This window comes from Salisaeta longa DSM 21114, from assembly GCF_000419585.1.
Taxonomy (GTDB): domain Bacteria; phylum Bacteroidota; class Rhodothermia; order Rhodothermales; family Salinibacteraceae; genus Salisaeta; species Salisaeta longa.
This window is the reverse complement of the sequence record NZ_ATTH01000001.1, coordinates 2,791,788-2,814,321: the sequence shown is the minus strand read 5'-3', so window position 1 is coordinate 2,814,321 and position 22,534 is coordinate 2,791,788. Positions and strand designations below refer to the sequence as shown.

Sequence of the window (22,534 nt, the reverse complement as noted above, 5' to 3'; positions counted from 1 at the left end):
CCATGCGCCTCCTCATTGCTTCCGCTCGCCTGTTCGCTCTGCTGATCGTGGCCGCTGGGCTTACGTCGTGCACGGGCTCCTCCTCAGAGCAAACCTCTGTGCGCACCGTTGCCTTAGCGCAAGCGAACGAAGCGCCCAACTACGTACCCACGCTCGACGGCCCGCTCCGCATCCTGAGCGCCACGCCCATCGGCGGGCACCGCACGCTGCCGCCCCAACAGCCCCTCACCGTAACCTTTACGCGCCCGATGGTGCCGCTGGGCGATGCGCCGCCACCGCCGCCGGACGTGCTTACCACCCGCCCGGCCCTCACCGGCACCCTGCGGTGGGAAGGCACCCAAACGCTCGTCTTTACGCCCGACCGCGCGCTGCCGCCCGCCACCGCGTTTGAGGTGACGCTGCGCCCTACCCTAACGAGCGTTGACGGGCAGACGCTAGACGCGCCGTTCACGTGGTCGTTCGAGACGCCGCGCCCCCGCCTCGTGTCCTCTGTACCGGCTCGCGGAGCAGATTTTGTGGCACCCACCCAGCCGCTACGCCTGCACTTCAATCAGCACGTGGTGGCCAAAGCGGCGGCGCCCTTCCTCCGGCTTTATCAACGCCGATCGCAGGCGCGCGGCCGCCGGTCGTATGCCATCGACGTGCGCAATGCCAGCGACAGTACCCTCGTGGTTACGCCCACCCGGCCGCTGCCCTCCGGCGCTTCGTTTGTCCTGCGCGTAGAACAGGGGCTGCCCAGCGCTGAAGGCCCACTCGGGACCGACGAGGCCACGACCCTTAACTTCGAAACGTACGGCCCGCTCCGCCTGACGGAAGTCGACCAACCGAGGTACTACCGCGATCGCCCCACCCGGCTCGATCCCAATGGGAGCCTCACGCTCTCATTTAGCACGCCGGTGCGCTTCGAGGCGCTGCGCAAGGCGCTCTCGTTTACGCCCGCCGTGCCGTGGCCCGCGGGCATCGAGGCGCGCGATGCCAACGTAAGCACCTCGCACACCCTGCCGCTTACGTTTCAGCCCGAAACGCGCTACACGCTCACGCTCACCACCCTGCGCGACACGATGGGGCAAACGCTGCCGCGGACTTCCGCTACGTTTGGCACCCGCGCCTACGAACCGGCGCTGAATGCCAAAACCGGCCTGCTCGTGCTCGAAGCTAATGGGATGACCACCCTCCCGCTACGCGCGACCAACGTCGCCTCGGTGCGTGTGGGCATGGAGCGCCTCACGGCCCGCACCCTGGTCCCGGCGCTCTGCCCGTACATGCGCCCCTATGCCACGTGCGAGCGGTCGGCCGTACCGGCGCGCCGGACGGTAGACTTGGACCTACCGCGCAACACCCCCGGCGTGGCGCTGCTGCCGTTCGACTCTTTGCTCACGGGCGGCACCGGGCTGATTGGCATGCATCTGCGCGGGCCGGCGGTGCTCGATGACCGCTCCCACCGTGCCCTGGCGCAGGTCACGCGCCTGGGCGTCACGGGCAAGTTCAGCCCACACCAAATTCTGGTGGTCGTCACACGCCTCGCGGACGCCACGCCCGTTGCCGGGGCAACCGTCACCCTCCGCAACGAAGCAAACGACGTGCTGTGGACCGGCACCACCGACGCGCAGGGACGCGCACAAGCCCCCGGCTGGGCGGCCTTGGGGATGACATCCGAGGGCCGCTGGTCGTCGCCCACCGTGTACGCCGTCGTGACGCACAACGGCGACGTCGCTTTTACCAGCAGCGCGTACGACGACGGCGTGGAGCCCTACCGCCTGGGCGTAGACTACGATTGGAGTCCGGAGCCGCGCACCCGCACGGCCACGCTGTTTACCGATCGCGGCCTGTACCCCGCGGGCAGCACCGTGCACTTTAAGGGCATTGCCCGGCAAAAGACCGATGGCGACTGGGCGCCGATCCGCGATTCGTTGCGCCTCGTGATTCACGGGCCCCGCGGGGCCCTGGTCTACGACGGCTCGTTTCAGCCGCGCCCCACGGGGACGCTGCACGGGCAGTGGACCGCGAGCCCAAGTGCAACGCAAGGACGCTACGTGATGCGCCTCGGCTTTGCCACCGACACGACCCTCGCCGCGGAGGACTCCTGGGACCGCGGCGGCTTTGCCACCGGCAGCTTCCGGGTGGATGCCTTTCGCCGGGCGTCGTTCGCGGTTGAGGCACACGCCGTCGCTCCGCAGTACGTGGCGGGTGACTTCTTCGAGGGGACGATCTCGGCGCGCTACCTCTTTGGGGCGGGCATGGCCGGACAGCCCGTCGACTACACGCTCCGCATGACGTCGGGGGCGTTCGACCCGGACGGCTTCGACGGGTACCGCTTTGGGCCGATGGACGGGTACCTGTACGCCACCATCGCCGAAGGCGATACCCTGCTCAACGCCAACAGCGCCGCCCGCGTCCGCACGCCGCTGCCAGGCAACGAACACGGAGCGCCCGCTACGCTGACGTTTTCCGGAACAGTGACGAGCCCCACGCGCCAGACGATTTCGGCACGCACCCGCGTTCCGCTGCACCCCGGCCTCTTTTACATCGGGCTGAAGCCGGGCACCTCGTTCCTGGATCTGTCGGAGACGAAGACGCTCACCATTGACGCCGCAACGGTCGACCCCAACGGCGCGTCGGTGGGGGGCAAAACGGTGACCGTGCAGCTGGTGCGGCAGGAGTGGAACAGCGTGCGCGAGGTGGGCGCCGACGGCCGCCTGCGCTGGCGCAGCGAACGCACCGAAGCGGTTGTGACCGAGCGCACCGTGACCACCGAGCGCGGCCGCGCCACGCGGCTTACCGTGCCGGTGGCACAGGGCGGGCGGTACGTCATTCGGGCCACCGCGCGCGACGTGCGGGGCAATGCCATCCGGAGCGAGACATACCTGTACGCCTCGGGCGCGGGCTACGTGGCCTGGCAGCGCTCAAACGACGACCGCATTCCGCTCATTACCGACCAAGATCGCTACGTGCCCGGCGAAACGGCCGAGGTGATGGTACAGTCGCCCTACGAGACCGCCTCCGCGCTGATCACCGTCGAGCGCGAAGGCATTCTGTCGAGCCGTGTGACGACCCTCACCGGCAGCACCCCCAGCATCGAGATTCCGCTGGCCGAGCGCCACCTGCCCAACGTCTTCGTCAGCGTCATTTTGTGGAAGGGCCGCACGGCCCCGCCCGAAGCAACCCACGACCCCGGCGCGCCCGCGTTCAAGATCGGGTATGCCGAGCTTCGCGTCGACGCCGCCCAAAAGCATCTTCAGGTGACCGTTACGCCCTCACAAGACACGTACCGCCCCGGCGAAACGGCCACGGTAGACCTGCAGCTCCGCACCGCAGCGGGCGAGGGTGTGCCCGGCGAAATTGCCTTTAGCGCCGCCGATGCGGGCGTGCTCAACCTGATTGGCTACCGCCTGCCGGATCCGTTTGAGACGTTTTACGGCCCGCGCCCGCTGGGCGTAACCACCACCGACACGCGCGGCTACCTGGTGGAGCAGCGCAGCTTCGGACAGAAGGCCGAAGCCCTGGGTGGGGGCGGGGGCATGGTGGGCAACGGCCTGCGCACCGACTTCCGCGCACTGGCGCACTGGGATCCGGTGATTACCACCGACGGCTCCGGCCATGCCACCGTGTCGTTTACGCTGCCGGAGCGCCTCACCACCTTCCGCCTCATGGCTACCGCGCTGACGTCCGAGCAGCAGTTTGGCGCGGCCCACACCGATGTGACGGTGACGCAGCCGCTGGTGCAGCAGCCGGCGCTCCCCCGCTTTGCGCGGCGGGGCGACACGTTTTCGGCCGGCGTGCTGGTGAGCAACCGCACGGGCCAGGCCGGTGCCGTTACCGTGCGCGCTGCGGCCGAGGGGCTGACCCTGCGCAGTGCATCCGAGCAGACCATCCGCCTCCCGGCGGGCGCGACCGAGGAGGTCCGGTTTACGTGGCACGCGCCCCGTGCCGACACGGCGCGGCTCCAATTTCGCGCGGCCCTCGGCGGCGCCCGCGATGCCTTCGCAACCACGTTGCCCATCCTGCGCCCCTCCACCAAGCAAGTGAGCGCCACCGTTGCCGCCACGCAAGACCGCGCCCAACAAACCCTGCGCCTGCCGCCCAACCGCCTCCCGGAGCTCGGGACGTTCTCGGTGCGCCTGTCGAGCACGGCCCTCGTGGGCCTCGACGGCGCGCTGCCCTACCTGTTCGACTATCCGTACGGCTGCATCGAGCAGCGCACCTCGCGCATCCGTCCGCTGCTGCTGGGGCGCGCGCTGCTGGACGCCTTCGACCTGCAGGTGCTTGGCGGCACGCGCGAGCAGCAGGTGCGCGACTGGTTCAACCGGCTGCCCAACTACTGGGTGGGCGACGGCTTTAGCCTGTGGGACAGCGGGACGCGGGCGCATCCGTACGTGAGCGCCTACGTGGTGCTCGCCCTTGCCGAGGCGCAGGCCGCCGGGTATGCCGTGCCCCAGCCGCTCACCCAGCAGGCCGTCGCCGCGCTGCGCGCCACGGTGCGCAACCGCAGCGATCGTCCGGAGCCCTACAGCGACGCGGTATGGACCGACACCCGGGCCTTCATGCTCTACGCCCTGGCGCGCCACGGGGTGGTGCTGGAAAGCGAGGTGGCCGCCCTGGCCAGCGACCCGCCGTCCAGCCCTGAAGCCGTGAGTCACCTGCTGCGCACCGTGGTGCACGCCAACACCGCAGCGCTGAACCGCTACCGCGACGCCCTGACGCGCGCGCTGCGGGCGCAACTTCGGGTGGAAGCCACCGAGGCCTACCTGCGCGTGCCCGACACCGGAGCCTACGGCTGGATCTTTGGAAGCTCGGTGCGCGCGACGGCCCACGGGCTGACGGCGCTCATCGAAGCGGGGCCCACCGACGCCTTCCGCTCCCTCGCGCAACGCATGGTGCGCTACCTCATCAATCAGCGGCAGAACGGCCACTGGGCTTCCACGCAGGACAACGCCGCCGTGGTGGATGCCTTGCGGGCCTATGTTGAAGCCTACGAAGCGGCAGCGCCCGACTTTGCGGCGACGGTGCAACTGGCGGGCCGCACAATTTTGGAAGAGGCCTTCCGGCAGCGGACGCTGCGCGTGGCGTCTCGCACCGTGCCCGCCGCCGACCTGCCCACCGGGCGCACGCTCCCGCTTACCGTCACCGCAGACGGCACCGGCACGGCGTACTACGCGGCGCAGCTCATCACCTACACCGACGCCCCGCAGCCCGCGCGGGCCCAGGGGTTGCGCCTCGAACGCACCATCCAGCGCCTCAACGACCGGGGCGACGCCGTGGGCGCCCCGCAGTCCACCGGCCGCGACACCCTGCGCCTGGCCGCCGGGCAACTGGTGCGCGTGACGCTGCGCCTCTACAGCCCTGCCGACCGCAACTACGTGGTCGTCGATGACGCCCTGCCGGCCGGGCTGGAGCCCGTCAACGCCGCCTTCGAGACGTCCGACCAGCAAGCACTCGGCCGTGCCGATGTTGGGGCCAGTCGCTGGTGGGGCTCCTTCAACCACACCGAGCTGCGCGACACCCGCGTCCTCCTCTTCGCCGATTTCCTGCAGCAGGGCGCGCATACCTACACCTACCTCGCCCGCGCCACCACCCCCGGCACGTTCATCCACCCGCCGGCCACCGCCGAGGAGATGTATCAGCCGGCAATCCGCGGACAGACCGCGACCGGCGCGGTGATCGTGACGCCTCCTTTACCATCGACGGCCGCGCGCAGGCCCTGACGGCGCAACTTTCGGGCGGCGCGCGCCGTTTTATCACGGCTTTGTGCGCTCGATGCCTTTGCCTGATCTCCCGCTCCGATGGACGTCATTACCGACCGCGCGTTTGACTTGGTCTCCGACTTCGACCCGATGGGCGACCAGCCAACCGCCATCCGCGAGCTGGTGGCCGGCCTTGAACGGGGCGACGACTACCAGACGCTGCTGGGGGCGACGGGCACCGGCAAGAGCCTAGGCTACCACGATCCGGTGTACGTTACCCCACCGGCCGACGATGGACCGCGTGTTGCGCCAATTGGCGAAATTGTTGACGCACAGATAGAGCGCGGGCGTCGCGTGGTGGAGCATCCCAACGGAACCGAGGAGGTCATCTTTTCGGGGGACGCGTGCACCACGTTAGCTTTTGATCCGGAGACCGGCGACGTGCGCGAGGCCCCGGTGCGCGCAGCAATTCGGCACGAGGCGCCGGACACCATGTACCGCCTCACCACGGCATGCGGGCGGCAAGCCACGCTCACCGGCGATCACAACCTGTGGGTGCTCCGTGACGGGCAGTTGTGCCTTATTGACACGGCCGATGCGCGCCCGTCCGATCACATCCCGCTGCCGGAACGCATTCCAGAACCTCGCGGCCGCACCTCCATCAACGTGCTCGATGCCCTTCGCGACAGCAGCCTGTATGTGAAGGCCGCGCCGCTCCTGCGCGCCTATCTGCAGGAGCACGGCGCGGGGGCGCTGGCTCGCCCGCTGCGAGACGCGGGCCTCCAGCAGCCGTACGCCAAGTTGGCATCGATTCGCGGACGAACACACGGCGACGGAGGGTTAACCGCCACGACGCTCGCCTCTGTACTGGCTGCCACCGATAACCTCGGCGGAACGTGGACTCCTGCGAACGCCGAAATTGGTGGGAAACAGGCAGCCCACCGGCTACCGGGCACCTTACCACTGACGCCCGATGTCTTGCGTCTCTTTGGATACTACGTCGCAGAAGGCCACGCCACGGACCGGTACGTCGTGCTGGCCAATCGCCACCCGGGCGTTCGAGCCGATATCGAGGCGGCGCTTCACCATCTGCAGCTTCCGTTTCTTGAACGGCCTTCGAGCGATTATCAGATCGGATCGAAAGCGCTCACCGAGCTGCTTGCGGGGTCCTGTGGGCGACGCTCCCGCACGAAGCGCCTGCCGTCGTTCTGGCCTCAGCTCTCTACCGACGGGCTGGGCACACTCCTGCGCGCCTACTTCGACGGCGACGGAACCGTAGCCCGCGCGAACGCCGTGACGGCCACTACAGCAAGTGAGGGCCTCGCCTCCGATCTTGCCTATGCCCTGCAGCGCATGGGCATTTGGGCGCGCATCCGAACCACAACGAAGCGCGCCACGAACAGCGCCCATGCGGGAGACACCTACTACACGGTCACGATCTCGGGGCAGACCGACCTCCAACGATTCGCGAAGCATGTCGGCTTTTCGATCGACGCGAAGCAAGGCCGTCTGAACGCGCACCTGAGCGCTACCGAGAACTCGAACGTTGATGTGGTCCCGATTGATGGCGCAATGCTTCGCCGCCTGCGCCGCGCGGTTGGCCGCTCCGCAAGCGCGCTGGGCGCACGTTGCAACCGGTCGCGCAGCGCCATACAGTACTACGAAACCGGCGCGCGCCGCCCGCCGCGATCCGTTCTGCACCAAGCACTCACCGCACTTCGGGGATGGGCCGCAACGGCGTCCGTAGACGACGCGTGGCACGCCGATTGGCAGGCGCTACGCCGCCTCTGCACGGCACGGTGGACCCCCATCGCATCGGTTGACCCTATCGCGTACGACCATCCGTACGTGTACGACCTGAGCGTGCCGGGGCCCGAAACGTTTCTGGCAGGACACGGCGGCCTGTTCGTCCACAACACGTTCACCGTGGCCAATGTCATCGAGGAGGTGAACAAGCCCACCCTCGTGATGAGCCACAACAAGACGCTGGCGGCGCAGCTCTACGGCGAGCTGAAGCAGTTCTTTCCCAACAACGCCGTCGAGTACTTCATCTCGTACTACGACTACTACCAGCCCGAGTCGTACGTCGTCCCCACCGACACGTACATCGAAAAGGACGTAGCCATCAACGATCGCATCGAGCGGCTGCGCCTGCGCGCCACATCGGAGCTCATTAGCGGGCGCAGCGACGTGATTGTGGTGGCCAGCGTATCGTGCATCTACGGCCTCGGCTCGCCGGATGAGTTCAAAAAAGAGATCGTGCAGCTGCACCGCGGCGAAGAAATGGAGCGCAACGAGCTGCTCCGCCGCTTTATCGACCTGTTCTACCAGCGCAACGACCTCGACTTTCAGCCGGGCACCTTTCGCGTGCGCGGCGACGTGGTGGACATCTTTCCGGCTTACTTCGAGGATCGCGCCTATCGCATCGAATTTTGGGGAGACGAGATCGACCGCCTCAGCCTGATCGATCCGCAGGAGGGCACCGAGATCGAAGCGATCGATTCGTTCCTTACGCTGTATCCGGCGCAGATTTTTGTGACGCCGGAGGACCGCCTGCAGGCGGCCATCGACAGCATCAAGGAAGAACTGAAGTGGCGCCTCGCCATTCTGCGCAATGAGGGAAAGATGATGGAGGCGCAGCGCCTGGAGCAGCGCACCATGTTCGACCTGGAGATGATGCAGGAGGTGGGCTACTGCTCGGGCATCGAAAACTACAGCCGGCACCTCACCGACCGCGAGCCCGGCGAGCGCCCGTACTGCCTGCTCGACTACTTTCCGGACGACTTCCTGCTGGTGGTGGACGAGAGCCACGTGACCATCCCGCAGGTGCGCGCCATGTACAACGGCGACCGGGCCCGCAAGCTGAAGCTGGTGGAGCACGGCTTCCGGCTGCCCTCGGCGCTGGACAACCGCCCGCTCACGTTTGAGGAGTTCGAAGAAATCACCGACCAGACGATTTACATGAGCGCTACGCCGTCCGATTACGAGCTGGAGCAAAGCGGCGGCGTGTTTGTCGAGCAGGTGGTGCGCCCCACGGGCATTCCCGATCCGGAGGTGGACGTGCGTCCGAAGGGGAACCAGATTGACGACCTGCTGGAGGAGATCCAGCAACGCGTAGAGGCCGGCGAGCGCGTGCTGGTTACCACGCTCACGAAGCGCATGACCGAGGACTTGGCCGACTACCTGGACGACTATGGCGTGCGCGTGCGATGGATGCACTCCGATATTGATGCGCTGGAGCGCGTCGACATTATTCGCGGGCTGCGGCTGGGCGAGTACGACGTGCTGGTGGGCGTGAACCTGCTCCGCGAGGGGCTCGACCTGCCGGAGGTGTCGCTGGTGGCCATCCTGGATGCCGACCAGCGCGGCTTTTTGCGCTCGGAGCGCTCGCTCATCCAAACCGCCGGCCGCGCCGCCCGCAACGTCAACGGCGAAGTCATCCTGTATGCCGACGAGGTGACCGACGCCATGCAGCAGATGATTAACGAGACGGAGCGCCGCCGCGAGATTCAGCTGGCGTACAACGAGGAGCACGACATCACGCCGGCGCCCATCAAGAAGTCCAGCGACCAGATTCGCCGCGGCACGGCCATCGCCGACGAAAAGGCGCGGGACGAGCGCGGGCCGCAGGGCTTCCGCTACGAACCCGACGAGCGCATGACCGCCGCCGTGGCCGACCCCGTCATCAAGTACCTCGACGACGACCAGAAGCGCGACCTCATCGACCAAATGACCGAGGAGATGCGTACGGCGGCCGACAACCTGGAGTTTGAGCGGGCGGCCGAGCTGCGCGACAGCATCGACGAATTGAAGGCCCAACTGGGCGCGTGACGCGCGGGCCACGCCGGCGGCCTCAAAGGAGGCGCGCCGCTCCAACGCCAAGGGAGAACGCCGGTTGATCAAGGCGCCAGGTCGCGTCGATGCGCAGCAGATCGAAGAGTCCGCTGAGCGATACGCCGATTTCGTGATGCCAGCCGTTGGGCACCGGGAGCGTGATGCCGCGGGCCCGCAGGTTCTGCAGCCGCTCGGTGCCCACCCACGACCGGGCGTGCGCGCCGTACAGAATGACGTTGTAGTTGGCCGCGGCCGGCGCCCGCCAGCCCAACAGCTCGAACGGCACGGTGCGAAAGTTGTGCTCCCAGAAAAACGCCGCGTGCTGCTCGCCCTGGTAGGGCTGCCCGTCGAGCGTGCGCAGCGTGCCAAACGGCGTAAAGCCGTCGATGCCGCCCTCCACGATGCCAAAACGGGCCAGCGGGAGCGTGCCGCGGAAGGTACCGCCGCTAAAGCGCACGTCGAGCGTGTTGCTGAGGAAGCGGCGCGGGAAGAACGTCTCGAAGCGCCACGTGACCGACCCGCGCACGCGGGTGAACGAGAAGCGTGCCGGATTCCACGCGGCCGGTGCGTGCTCCACGAGCACCTTCACCCGTTTCTGCCCGCCAAAGCCCAGCGGCACGTTGTCTTCGGAGGCCCAACGCGCCCTCAGATCCACCGACTGTAGCACCCCGCGGGCCACGGGCGGGTTGGGCGGAAACGGCTCGTCGACGCCCAGCAGGTCGTAGCTTGTGGTGCGCGCCACCGGAAAGTGGCGCTCGTGGTTGTAGCGGGCGCGCAGCTCCGCATTCCACGGCGACAGCTGCTGCGTCACCGTCGCCCGCCAGCGCTCGTTGCCGAGGTAGTCGTAGTAATCGGATTCGCCCAGCAGCGCGCTGATGCTTGTGATGAAGCGGCCGTAGGGGTCCGAGGGAAAGCGCGGGTCGATGCCGTAGCGGTACGTGCCGCCCACCTGCGTCGTGGCGCCCACGTCGAGAGACGCGCGGCCCTCGTAGGTCCATCGTGTGGGGCCGGTACGGCTGGTGTTGTACGCGCCGCCCGCGGCCACCTGCACCGGCCCCGCCTCCATCGTCGCGCGCCCGCCCAGGTGCCCGCCCTCCACGCGGTTGTACCAGAGCGACGGTTCAAACCCGAGATTCACCGGCCCCGACGCAGCGGTGTCGACGGCGCTGACCCGCGCCACCTCGTTACGGATTTCAAGGATCCGCGCCAGCGGCCCCGTCGGCTGGAAGGCATCTTCGAGCGTGTCGCTGCTGTCGATCTGCGTGTAGGCGCGCTGCTCGGCCCGCGAGAGGGGCACCGCCCCCATGCGAAGCGTATCGGCCCGCATCGAGTCGATGGCGGCCGCCCGCGGCGCCCGCGTGGCCACGGCCCGCTGGGGCTGCGCGAACAGCGAGTCGGGGACGGGCCCGTTCACGCGGTACTCCGAGAGGCGCGACACCTGGCGCACACGCACCGGCGGCACGTCGAGGAGCGCGCTCAGCCCCACCTTGATGCGCATCGACGCCCGAAAATCGACCGGCAGCCAAAACGGCCCACCGAATGCGTCGAACTGCTGCTGCATGCGCACATCGAAGGCCTGCAGCGGCGGCGGAAACCGAAACGCCGCGCTGGGCCGCAGGTCGGCCGCAATCATGGCGTAGGTAGAGTCGAGCACCGAGATGGTGCCCCGAAAGCCGCTCATCAGGCCGGAGGCTGGCGTGACGCGCAGGTCGTACACGCGTTGCCCGTCGCGCACGCGGACGCTGTCGATGCGAAAGCGATACCGGTCGACCGCGTCGGGATGCGTGACGCCCACCAGCCGGTGGCCACCCAACGTGATGTTATCGGCGTAGAGGTTGGCGACGAAGAGGGCCGCGGGGACGGCGCCGTCAATGGCTAGGTTGGCGGTCTGCCGCCGCGCGCGCATCACCTCGCGGAAGCCTTCCCCCTGCTTCCAAAATGCCCGCGTCTGGGTTTCAATGATCGATACGATGCCCGTGTCGTTGCGAATGGTAAAGCGGTTGTACGCCTCCACGGCGTACGTTTCGAGGCGCGGCCACCACGAGCGCTTCTGCCGGATGACCTTGCGCATAATGTTTTCGGCGAAATTCGGCCCGGTCACCGTCAGCTCGGGCAAGGCCACGCGGGTCGGTTGCAGGGTCAGCGCATGCGGACCCGGCGTGGTCACGCGGCGCGCCAGCGTCTTGTAGCCGATGTGCTGTACGACCAGCGTTACCGGAAGCGAATCGACGCGCAGTTCAAAGCGGCCCTCGGCGTTGGTGATGGTACCTGTGTAGGTATCTTGCACCTGCACCGTAGCCGCCGTCAGCGGCGCGCCCGTGCGTGCATCGGTGATGCGGCCGGTGAGCACCTGCGCCTGCGTCGGACGCCCCAGCACGCCCATCATCAACCCGCACAAGCACCACCCGACAAGGCCAAGCCGTAGATTTGCAATCATTGCGCTGCCTGCAATCATGATCCGGTACACACGTGATGCGACAAGGCGTATTGTTCAGCCTCGGTGCCCAACATAATGAGCCTCCGTGCGGCGTGCACGTTCGTTTCGGCGAGCGGGGCTATGCCCTGACGAGCGGCAACGGACTGCGGTAGCGCCTGAAGCTTTCCGCGATTTGCGTAGCCATTGCCTGCCTTGCGTCGGATAGCGACGCATACGTTGCGGTTTTGTACGTGCAAGACGCTTGACGTTTGGGCCATGGGCACATAACGGGGCGTGCCGCGTAGATTTACTTTAAGAGCTCAAATCTCCCGTAAGGTGCGAGGCAAGTCATGGGCAAACAATCGGGAAATGACGTGATACGCTGCTCGTTTTGCGGGTCCAGCGCCCAGGAGGCCGCCTCGATGGTGGCCGGTCCCGATGTGTACATTTGCGACCGCTGCATTCAGGAAGCCGCGAACATCGTGGATGGCGATCAGCGCGGGGGCTCGCGCGCTGCTACGTACACGCACAGCCCCAAGGTGCGTTCGCTAACGCCGCCAAAGATTGTGGAGGCCCTCGATCAATACGTGGTCGGGCAGCACCAGGCCAAAAAGGCGATGGCGGTGGCGGTGTACAACCACTACAAGCGCGTATCGGCCGAGGCCTATGCGCCCGAGTTTCGCGACGTGGAGCTCGAAAAATCCAATATCTTGCTCATCGGTCCCACCGGCACGGGCAAGACGCTCCTCGCACGCACCTTGGCCCGCATCCTGGAGGTTCCGTTTTCCATCTCGGATGCTACGGCGCTTACCGAAGCGGGCTACGTGGGCGAAGATGTGGAAAGCATTCTCTCGAACCTGCTGCGGGCCTGCGACTTTGAGGTGGAGGAGGCCGAGCGTGGCATCGTTTACATTGACGAGATCGACAAGGTGGCACGCAAAGGCGAAAACGCCTCCATCACGCGCGACGTCTCGGGCGAGGGCGTGCAGCAGGCGCTGCTGAAGCTACTGGAGGGCACCGAGGCAAACGTGCCGCCCAAAGGCGGGCGCAAGCACCCCGAGCAAAGCCTAGTGCCCATCGACACGACCAACATCTTGTTCATCTGCGGGGGGGCCTTTGACGGGCTGGGCGACATCATTGCGCGTCGGCGCACCTCGGGGGCCATGGGCTTTCGCGCCACGGCGCGCGCCAATCATCCGCCGCGCATCGACAAAGACGACCCGCGCATCTTTCAGCACGTAGAGCCCGATGACTTGCTGCGCTTTGGCCTGATTCCCGAAATTGTGGGCCGCCTGCCCGTAACCACCGCGCTCAACGCGCTGACTGTCGACGAGATGCGCCGCATCCTGGTGGAACCCAAAAACGCGCTGGTGAAGCAGTACCAAAAGCTGTTTGCGCTCGACGGCATCGACCTCCACTTTGAGGACGCCGCCCTGACGGCCATCGTGGAGCGCGCGCGCTCGCTGGGCACGGGCGCGCGCGGCCTGCGGTCGGTTATGGAACGCGTGATGCTGGACATTATGTACGATATCCACCGTTCGCCCGCAGCCGACGCTTGTCTGATTACTGAGGCCACCGTTTGCGACGGACGCCCGCCCGTTGTTGAATCACGAAAAGCAAGCGCGTGAGCACCAATGCTGAACAGGAGGAGCCCTCGCGCTTGTATGAGCAGTTGTACAAGCGCCTCGCGCACTCGCGCCGGTGGCAGGCCGCACAGGCCACGCTGGGCTACTATGCGCGGGGCCTCTACCACGAGATCTCGCAAAAAAACCTGTTCCTATGGGCGCAGGCGATCGCCTTTAAGGTGCTGGTGACGGTGGTGCCCATCGTGGTGCTCTCGACCGGTGTCGCGGGCCGCGTGCTGCAAAGCAATAATGCCTTTTCCACCGTCGCCCGCTTCATCCGCGACTTTCTGCCGCCGGCGCAGAGCACCCAGCTCATCGAGTTTCTCAACCAGCTGCAAAGCGCCAGCGGTACCGTCATCGGCCTGGGGGGCGCGGGCCTCTTTCTCTCGGCCGTCTCGCTCTTTATCACGCTGCGCATCGCCGTAAGCAACGCCTTCGAGCAAGATTGGCACGAGAGCCGATCCGTACTGGGCGGCTACCTCTTCGATGTGCGCATGGTGGTGCAGGTGGGCATCCTCTTTACGCTCACCATCGGCCTCTCAACCCTTGTCGGTCCGCTCCTCAACGAAATCAGCGGCGCAGTGCCGGGCCTCGATGCCGTCATTCGCCGCACGCAAGCGCTCTTTCATGCCCTGAAAGTATTTGTGCCGCTGCTCATCACCGGCGCCATGTTCTATCAGTTGTACTACTTCGTGCCCAAGCCGCCGCCGAGCAAAACAAGCGCCTTGATCGGCGCAGCCGTCGCCGGCGTGCTGTGGGAGGGCGCCAAGCAAGCATTTGCCTATTACGCCACCTACGTGGGCCACTTCGACCAATACGCGGCCAGCGGCGCCGGGCTCAGCGCGCTGGGCAACACGTTTGGGCTTATTATCGCTTTCGTCTTTTGGGTGTACTTCTCGGGCATCGTCCTCATGCTAGGGGCCGTGGTAGCCTCGCTGCGCGAACACCGGCACGTGACAAGCCGATCCCAAACAGCGAATGAGGCGCCGGCGGCCGAGGCTGCATCCCATGGCCCCGCGCCGCCGCCCGCGGTTCCCCCGGCGTCCCCCCCCGACATCTCGTCTCGCCCGTCGTCCACTGCCGATTCATGATTCGTACTGCTGCCGTCTTGCTGCTGGCCCTGCTCGGGGGGTGGGGTCTCCCCCATGCCGCCTGCGGCCAATCCGCGCGATGGAGCGAGGTCAATGAGGAGACCACGGTTCGCGCCATCTCGTTTCTTTTTCCCGGCGACCAAACGTTTACCGCCGAACGCCTAAAGGCCCAGATTGAAACGCAGGCGCCGTCGTTTTGGGATCGGCTGCGCGACCGGCTCGATGGAGTCCTGTGGTTTCTGGACCCGCCGGTGTACCGCTTCGACCCCGTCACCCTCCAAAAAGACGTGGTGCGCCTGCGGCGCTTCTATCAGCAAAACGGCTTCCTCAACCCGTTTGTCGACTACCCGGCCTCGCAATACAATCCCAAAACCAACACCTTCCACGTCATCTTTACCATCCGCGAGGGGCCAGCGCTTACCATCCGCAGCGTGTCGTTTCGCGGACCGGACGCCACGACGGCGGTTCAGCGTGCACTCGCCCCGTCCCTCCACGACGCCTGGCAGTCCTTTCGCCAGACCCTGAACGTGTCGGTGGGGCGCCGCTACACGACGTTCAACGAGCTTCAAATTGCGGATCAAACCGCCACGTGGCTGCAAAATCATGGGTATGCCTTTGCGCGTGTAAGCAATACCGCGCACATTGACTCGGCCGCTACAGCCGTCGACCTCCGGTTTACCGTTCGCCCCGGACCGCGCGGCACATTTAGCGAACTCATCGTGGATGGAAATGAGTCGGTGACCGCGGCGGTGGTGCGGCGGGAAGTTCCATTTGCACTGGGCGACACGTACGCGAAGGCCAAGCTGCAGCGCGGGCAGCAAGAGCTCTTTTCGCTGAACTTGTTTCGCGTGGCCCTGGCCGATTTGCCGCCCCAGCCCGAAGACAGCACCGTGACGGTGCGCTACCGCGTGCGCGAGGCCGAGCTGCGCTCTATTACCGCACAACTTGGCTATGGCGCACAGACGGGTGTGCGCGGCGAGGGCACCTGGACCCACCGCAACTTCTTCGGCGCGGCCCGCTTGTTTAATGTTGGGCTGGTGGCCGAGACGGGCCTCCCCGAGAACCCGGACGGCTTCTTGCCCGCTTTTCTGTCGGGTGCCCAGTCGCAAGTGCCCACCGAGCGGCTGTTTCGCGTATCCACGCTGCTGCGGCAGCCGTTTATCTCTCGCACGCAACTGGCCGGTAGCGTCGAGCTGTTTGCCCTGCAGCGCCTCAACCCCAAGCTGCTTACCGACAACACGCGCTTCCTGGGCCTTAACGAGCGCCAGTTTGGCCTCAACACCGAGCTGACCTACACGCTGCTTCCCTTTCGCACCGTGTCGCTGCGCCACACTTTCAACCGCACCAAGCAATTCACCAGCCAGCGCACCGACGCCGGCCTGGGCCTGGGTGACGACTTTTTCGACAAGAGCATCCTGTCGCTGAGCGCCACGCTGGGCCGCACCGACGACTACCTCAACCCGCGCCGCGGCTTTTTGATTGAGCCCGGCCTGGAGGTGGCCGGTACGCTCCTCGGCTCCGATATCCAGTTTCTGCGGCTGAGCAATGCCGTCACCGGATACTATCCGCTCACGCCTAACATCAACGTTGCCGGGCGGCTGTTTGGCGGCTTCTTTCGCCCGCTACAAGGCACGCGTGGAGCCCTCACGCTCCCGGCCCGCCCCTCGCTCGATCAGCTGCGGCGCAATGTGCTGTTCGAGAATCGTCTCGACGACTTTCTGTTTTACGCGGGCGGCGGCACCGACGTGCGCGGCTGGCCCGCGCAGCTGGCCGGCGGCAAGTTTGCCCGCGACCGCAGCCTCGCCACCGACTCGACGGTCATTTATGAACCCACCGGCGGCACCATCAAGCTGGGCGCCAACCTGGAGATGCGCCTCCCGTTTCCAGGCCTAAGCTCCGACTGGCAGACGGCCGTGTTCGTCGACGCGGCGTATCTTGGCACCGATGGATGGGCGCTGGCCCCCGATCCGTCGGTGGCGCCCAACGTGTACCCGACGCGCTCAAGCCAGGGCCAGGTGCGGGTGGGCGCGGGCGTGGGGCTGCGCTACCGCACCCCGTTTGGATTTCTGCGCCTCGACCTCGCTGCCAAAGTTAATCCGGGGCCGTTGGACCTTCGCCGGCCCGGCGACGTGGTGGAAGCGGTGCGCGCGGGCCGTCCGATCACCGCAGCACCCACGCAGTGGGTGCGTCGCTTTCGCGTGCACTTTGGCATTGGACGTACGTTTTAGCTGCTGCCTTCCCCTTTTTCTCTTTGTACCCAACCCTGTATGACTGCTGATACTTCTACCGTCGTAGGACGCAACCCCGTACGCGAGCTGCTGGAGCGCGCGGATGTCGGCATCGAGAAGGTAATGCTGGAGCACGACGCGCACGGCAGCACCATCCGCGCCATCCGCGAGGCGGCGCAGGCGCGTGGCATTCCGCTGCAGTACGTCCCCGAGGCCCGCTTGCGGCACGAGGCGCAGGGCGCGGTGCACCAGGGCGTGGCCGCCATCACCGCCCCGATGCGCTACGACACCCCGCACGACCTGCTGACGGCCGTGGCACCCACCTGGGACGATGTGCAGACGCGCAAGCCCGTGCTCCTGGCCATCGACCGGGTTACCGATCCGCGCAACTTCGGGGCCATCTTGCGCAGCGCCGTAGCGTCTGGCGCGAACGGCGTGGTGGTGCCCAGCCGGGGCATGGCGCCGCTCAATGCAACCGCCATCAAAGCCAGCGCGGGCACCGCGCCCCGCCTGTCCATTGCCCGCACCGACGACCTGGCCGCGTTCCTGACGCAGTGCAAGGAGCGGGGCTACTGGGTGGTGGGCGCCGAGGGCACGAGCGACACGTCGCTGTGGGCGGTCGACTGGGAGCGGCCGGTGGTCATTGTTGTGGGCAGCGAGGGCGACGGGCTTGCCTCGGACGTTGCAGCGGCGTGTGACACGCTGGCGGCCATCCCGATGCGCGGTCCGGCGGAGTCGCTGAACGTGAGTGTGGCGGCGTCCTTGTTTCTCTTTGCCGCGGCCCGCGGGCGATCGTAGCGGCGTGCCGGCCCGTACGGTCGGCCCACCCGAAGCGGGCGCCGGTCACCGGCGATTGCCCCTCCGGGATGACCTAAAGGCCCGGCCACAGGTATCACCTTCGACCTCCCTTCCAGGATGAGCCGTCATTTGCATTGTACGGTACGTTCTTGCCCGACTGTGGAGATTGCTACGCTCCCGCTGGTCGCTCGCAATGACAAAATGGGGAATTGAAGGAACGGAGCGTCAATGGTTCAAATGGCCGTTCGGGGCGGCTTGCGCAACTGCACGCCCAACGTTCCGGAAAAACAACACCTTCTCTTGTCATTGCGAGGAACGAACGGAGGGGAGTGACGCGGAGGCCGAAGGTCATATCTAGGATGGCCGCGCGGCTCCCGTCCTGCGCCTTTACAATGACCGGCGCACGGTGCATCTTGTAGCTCCCACGGCCCGCTCCATTCCCCTTTGCCCTATGGACGCCTTCTCCTCCGCATCGGCCCACGATCTCCTCGAAGCAATCGCCTCCAAGGCGGAAGACACCAGCCGCTGGCTAAAGATTCTGGGCGTCATCAACATCATCATCGGGGTGATGTACCTCGTGGTGCTCATCGGCGCGCTGTATATCTGGCTGGGCGTGCTGCTGTACCAGGCGGGCAACGCTGCCCACAGCCCGTCGCCCGCGGATCTCGTGCGCATGCTCGACAAACTGCGCCTGTTCTTTCTTACGCAAGTGGTGCTATTTGCGCTTGCCCTTCTGTTCATCGTAGCGGTGCTCCTCATCGCCGTACTTACCGGCTCGCTGTTCACCGCCTTCGATCCGTCGACCCTGACCGTGTAGCCGCCTTCTCACGCGTTGCCGCGAAGCTTCTTGAGGCGCGCCCGGACGGCTTCGGCGTGTCCTTGCAACTCCTCGGCCTCGGCAAAAGCGACGATGGCATCGCCCGTCTGCTCCAGGCGCTGCGCGGTGTACTGAATCACGGACTGCGTGCGCACGAAGTCGTCGACGCCCAGCGCCGAAGCGTAGCGCGCGGTGCCTCCGGTGGGCAACACGTGATTCGGGCCAGCAAAGTAATCGCCCACCGGCTCGGAGGAATACGGCCCCAAGAAGATGGCGCCGGCATGGCGAATGTCGGTCATGGTGGCCCAGGGGTCGTCGGTCAGGATCTCCAGGTGCTCGACCGCCAGCTCGTTGATGAGCGCCGTGGCCTCCGCCATGGTGTCCGTCACGACGCACGCGCTAAAGTTGGGCAGCGACTGCTGAAGAATGTCGCGGCGGGGCAGCGCGGCCACCCGCGTCTCCACGTCCTGCTGCACCGCTTCCGCCAGCGGGCGATGCGGCGTAACGAGCACCGCCGAGGCGCGCGGATCGTGCTCGGCCTGCGAAATGAGGTCGGCCGCCACGAAGGACGGATCGGCCGTGGCATCGGCCAGAATCCCGATTTCGCTGGGCCCAGCCACCGAGTCGATGGCCACGCGCCCGTACACCTGCTTTTTGGCCGCCGCCACGTACACATTGCCGGGGCCCACAATTTTATCGACTGCCGGCACCGTGTCTGTGCCAAACGCGAGTGCGCCCACTGCCTGCGCCCCCCCGATGGCGTACACGTGCTCCAGCCCCAGGAAATGCGCCGTGGCCAACACCAGCGGGTGGGGGCGGCCGTTGGCTTGGGGCGGCGATACGAGATGAATTTCCTCGACCCCCGCAACCTGCGCCGGGATCGCGTTCATGAGCAAGCTGGACGGATAAAAGGCCGTGCCGCCGGGCACATACAGGCCCACGCGGTCCATGGGCATCACGCGCTGGCCCAGCACCACCCCATCCCCGTCTTCTGTAAACCACGACTGCCGCACCTGCTTCTCGTGAAAGCGGCGGATGTTGGCGGCCGCATCGGCAATGACCGAGCGCAGCGCATCATCGAGGGCCGCCGACGCGTCGGCTAGCGCAGCCGGCGGCACGCGCGGCGCCTCGATCGTCACGTCGTCGAAGCGCGCGGTGAACCGACGAACCGCTGCGTCGCCCTCGGCACGCACCGCTGCCAGGATCTCGGCCACGGCAGCGTCTACCGTGTCGCTGAAGGACGCGCTTCGGCTGAGCACCGCATCGAGCATGGCGTGGCGCTCGTCGTACGATACAATGGGGAGCAAGGGCATGGTGCAGAGGGCTGATGAACAGGTTCACGGAAGGCACATTCCGCCAAATGGTAGTGTCGACATTTTCCAATGTGCCCGTTGCATTGTACCGGCGCTGTCATTTTCTTGCGCATTCGCACAACCTCTCACAGAATGCGCGCATCGCGCCTCTTATTTCTTGACTGCTATGGATAACTTTTCGATACACGCCGCAAACGACGATGTTTGGGACGATGAGGCCGCCTGGGACGACGAAGACAATGACTTGGAGGACCTCGATTTGGAAGACGACGACTGGGACGAGGAAGCCGACCTCGACGACCTGGACGATTGGGAGGAGGACGAGGATTGGGACGACGAGGACGACTGGGATGATGAGGACTGGGACGACGAAGACGAAGAGGAGGACGACTGGGACGACACGGACGACCGGTAACGCGTCGCCCGCGTCCCCTTCTGACGCAAAATCAAAACAGGTGATCAAAAGGCGAGGCGCTCCACAATTTTCGGGAGCACCACCGGCCCGCGTGGAATTGGAGGCCGCACGAGCAAGACGGGGACGTCGAGTGCCGTGGCGAGGTCGTAGCTCAGATCGTCCATCAAGAAGGTTTGCAAGCGCGTGCGGGGCACGGTGCCGAGCACGACGATATCGGCTTGTGCTGCCTCTCGGTGCAGCGTGTCGTGTACCGGTTCGGCCGTGTGCACCACCGAGGTTGTGGGGGCGCTGCAGCGCTCTGCCAGGTCATCATGAAATGCTTTGACGCGCCCGCGGTGGTCGTCAGAGGCCGCACCGGGCACTGATGTCACGAACCGCAAGGTGGCGCCGTAGTGGGCGGCTACGGCATCAGCCACCACCACCTTGAGCGGCCCGTACGGACCGCGCTGGGTGAACACGGCCACCGTGTCGACGGCATCGGGGGCCGCGTGGGCATCGTCCAGAAATGCGTGTTCACAGGGCACATCGCGCATGTACTCGTCCACATCGTGGCCCAGCAGCTTAAAACGCCACCGCCCGGGCACCGCGCCGCCCACTTGCAATCCAATGCTTTGCGTGTCCACGAAGGTGCGCATGGCCCGCTCGGCATCGTGGCACACAATTTCGTGCGCCGTCACCGGCACCTCGTGCGTCGCGCCCCAGTGCTGCACGCGCTCCTCGAACGCCGCGTCGAACGACGCAATTGCATCGGCGGCCGTCGAGAGGCTCGTCTGACTGGGCACCTCCTCCATGCGCACCGCCGCAACGGCTCCGTCCCACTTCTGCGCAACGCTGCCGCCAATAGCAAGCAAGAACCGCTCGGTCTCCGGCGAAGCCGACGGGTCGAGCGTAATCATGACGTTCGTTTCGCGGATCGCAAACGTCTCGTCGATTCGCACCAGCGCGCGCTGCTGAATGGCACGCTGGATGGCATCGAGCGCTGCGCCTTCGCGCGCGGTCCGCTCGCGTCCGTACAGGCGGTACCACAACAAGCCCATGCCAATGATGCCCACGGCTCCGCCCAGCGCAAGCCAGCCCATCTGCGTGAGCAGCAGCCCCCCGCCACCGATGCCCGCGAGCTGAACCCACGGGTAGCCGGGCGCACGAAACGCCGGATCGTAGCTCTCCAGCCCGCTCTCGCGAAAGGCGATCAGCGCGCCGTTGATGAACGTAAAGATGAGGATCTTGAATGCGCTGGCCAGCTTGGCCAGCTCCAGCACCGGCACAAAGGCGATGAGCCCCAACAGCAGCGCGCCGGTAATCCACAGCGCGTAGGTGGGCGTGCGGAAGCGATCGCTGATGGTGGCCAGCACATCCGGCGCCAGGCGGTCGCGGCTCATGGCCAGCGGAAAGCGCGATGACGACAAGAGGCCGGCGTTGGCCATGCTTGTTAGCGCGAGGACGGCCAAAATGGAGATGATGGGCACGCCAACCGATCCGAATATGCGCGATGCCGCCTCGGCCATCGGCGTGAGGCTCCCATGCAGCGCGGCCGGCGTGGTGGCGCCCACCACCACAAAGGTGATAAGGGCGTAGAGCGGAATCATAATCCCAACCGAAAGGAGGATGCCAAGCGGCAAGTTGACGTCTGGATTGGCCACCTCTTCGGCGATGCTCGCCACCTTGGTAACACCGGCGTACGACACAAACACGAACCCTGTGGCGGCAAGCAACCCGCTGGCGCCGTCCGTAAAGAAGGGATGGTAGCGCGCCGAATTGACGTACGTGACGCCGTCGGCCCCAAACACCAGCAAGGCCCCCACCACCACGGTGACGATGACGGCTTGCAGCTGCCCGGATTGCTTCGCGCCAACGAGATTGATCCCGACAAGGGCTGCCCCCAGGAGCAGGCTCATGGCCTTCAACCCGAGCCCGCCCACCGGAACGACCAACACGAGGTACGCCCCCAGCCCGACCAGGGCGAACGCGCTTTTGAACACGAGCGAGAACCACGCGCCAAGCCCAGCGATGGTGCCCATCCGGGGTCCCATCGCCCGATCGATGTAGAGGTAGGTGCCGCCGGCATCGGGCATGGCGGTGGCCATCTCGGCTTTCGACAGCGCCGCCGGCAACACGATGAGTCCGGCCAGCACGTACGCAACGATGATTGATGGCCCCGTTTTGGCTGCGGCCAGGCCGGGCAGCACAAAGAGGCCGCTGCCCACCATGGCCCCAATGCTTACGGTGATGGTGGCATACAGTCCGAGATCGCGTTCAAGGTGTTTGGCCACGGGTACTGTCAGCGCTTCGAGCAATAGAAGTAGATGCAGCGAACCG

General features: G+C 66.2%; 11 protein-coding genes. 8 read left to right on the top strand and 3 right to left on the bottom strand.

What is annotated here, in order from left to right; all coding sequences use genetic code 11:
• Nucleotides 1–2: 2 nt before the first annotated feature.
• Complete coding sequence (locus SALLO_RS0111760) at nt 3–5,702, top strand: Ig-like domain-containing alpha-2-macroglobulin family protein (RefSeq protein ID WP_022836503.1); 5,700 nt, start codon at nt 3–5, stop codon at nt 5,700–5,702.
• Nucleotides 5,703–5,780: 78 nt separating this feature from the next.
• Entirely contained in the window at nt 5,781–9,512 is a 3,732-nt protein-coding gene (gene uvrB / locus SALLO_RS18830) for an excinuclease ABC subunit UvrB (protein WP_022836502.1), read from the top strand.
• A gap of 22 nt (nt 9,513–9,534) precedes the next feature.
• Here the strand turns inward: uvrB and SALLO_RS16915 are convergent, their stop codons facing one another.
• Nucleotides 9,535–11,952 carry a DUF5686 and carboxypeptidase-like regulatory domain-containing protein gene (locus SALLO_RS16915; protein ID WP_169577927.1) on the bottom strand — a complete coding sequence of 806 codons (2,418 nt, stop codon included), beginning with the start codon at nt 11,950–11,952 and terminating at the stop codon, nt 9,535–9,537.
• A gap of 329 nt (nt 11,953–12,281) precedes the next feature.
• Here SALLO_RS16915 and clpX point away from each other — a divergent pair, with 329 nt between their 5' ends.
• The 5 genes from clpX to SALLO_RS0111725 all read left to right on the top strand — a co-directional run bounded on the left by clpX (nt 12,282) and on the right by SALLO_RS0111725 (nt 18,490).
• Nucleotides 12,282–13,559, top strand: coding sequence for an ATP-dependent Clp protease ATP-binding subunit ClpX (clpX, locus tag SALLO_RS0111745; RefSeq protein ID WP_022836500.1), 1,278 nt, complete (start codon nt 12,282–12,284; stop codon nt 13,557–13,559).
• Nucleotides 13,556–14,647 carry a YihY/virulence factor BrkB family protein gene (locus tag SALLO_RS16910; RefSeq protein ID WP_022836499.1) on the top strand — a complete coding sequence of 364 codons (1,092 nt, stop codon included), beginning with the start codon at nt 13,556–13,558 and terminating at the stop codon, nt 14,645–14,647. The genes clpX and SALLO_RS16910 overlap by 4 nt, the downstream gene beginning before the upstream one ends.
• A complete protein-coding gene (locus SALLO_RS0111735; protein WP_022836498.1) occupies nt 14,644–16,875 on the top strand; it encodes a BamA/OMP85 family outer membrane protein in 2,232 nt (743 codons plus the stop codon). Before SALLO_RS16910 ends, SALLO_RS0111735 begins: the two co-directional genes overlap by 4 nt.
• A 39-nt stretch (nt 16,876–16,914) precedes the next feature.
• Complete coding sequence (rlmB, locus tag SALLO_RS0111730; RefSeq protein ID WP_022836497.1) at nt 16,915–17,673, top strand: 23S rRNA (guanosine(2251)-2'-O)-methyltransferase RlmB; 759 nt, start codon at nt 16,915–16,917, stop codon at nt 17,671–17,673.
• 451 nt (nt 17,674–18,124) lie between these two features.
• Entirely contained in the window at nt 18,125–18,490 is a 366-nt protein-coding gene (locus SALLO_RS0111725) for a DUF5362 family protein (protein WP_022836496.1), read from the top strand.
• Between the two features lie 8 nt (nt 18,491–18,498).
• On the opposite strand, the gene hisD is transcribed toward SALLO_RS0111725, so the two are convergent.
• A complete protein-coding gene (gene hisD, locus SALLO_RS0111720; protein ID WP_022836495.1) occupies nt 18,499–19,803 on the bottom strand; it encodes a histidinol dehydrogenase in 1,305 nt (434 codons plus the stop codon).
• 166 nt (nt 19,804–19,969) lie between these two features.
• On the opposite strand from hisD, the gene SALLO_RS16905 reads away from it, so the two are divergent.
• On the top strand, nt 19,970–20,218 hold the full coding sequence (locus SALLO_RS16905) for a hypothetical protein (RefSeq protein WP_022836494.1): 249 nt from the start codon (nt 19,970–19,972) through the stop codon (nt 20,216–20,218).
• 44 nt (nt 20,219–20,262) lie between these two features.
• On the opposite strand, the gene SALLO_RS0111710 is transcribed toward SALLO_RS16905, so the two are convergent.
• Nucleotides 20,263–22,488: an amino acid permease gene (locus SALLO_RS0111710; protein ID WP_022836493.1), complete on the bottom strand. Its 2,226-nt coding sequence runs from the start codon at nt 22,486–22,488 to the stop codon at nt 20,263–20,265.
• Nucleotides 22,489–22,534 lie beyond the last annotated feature (46 nt).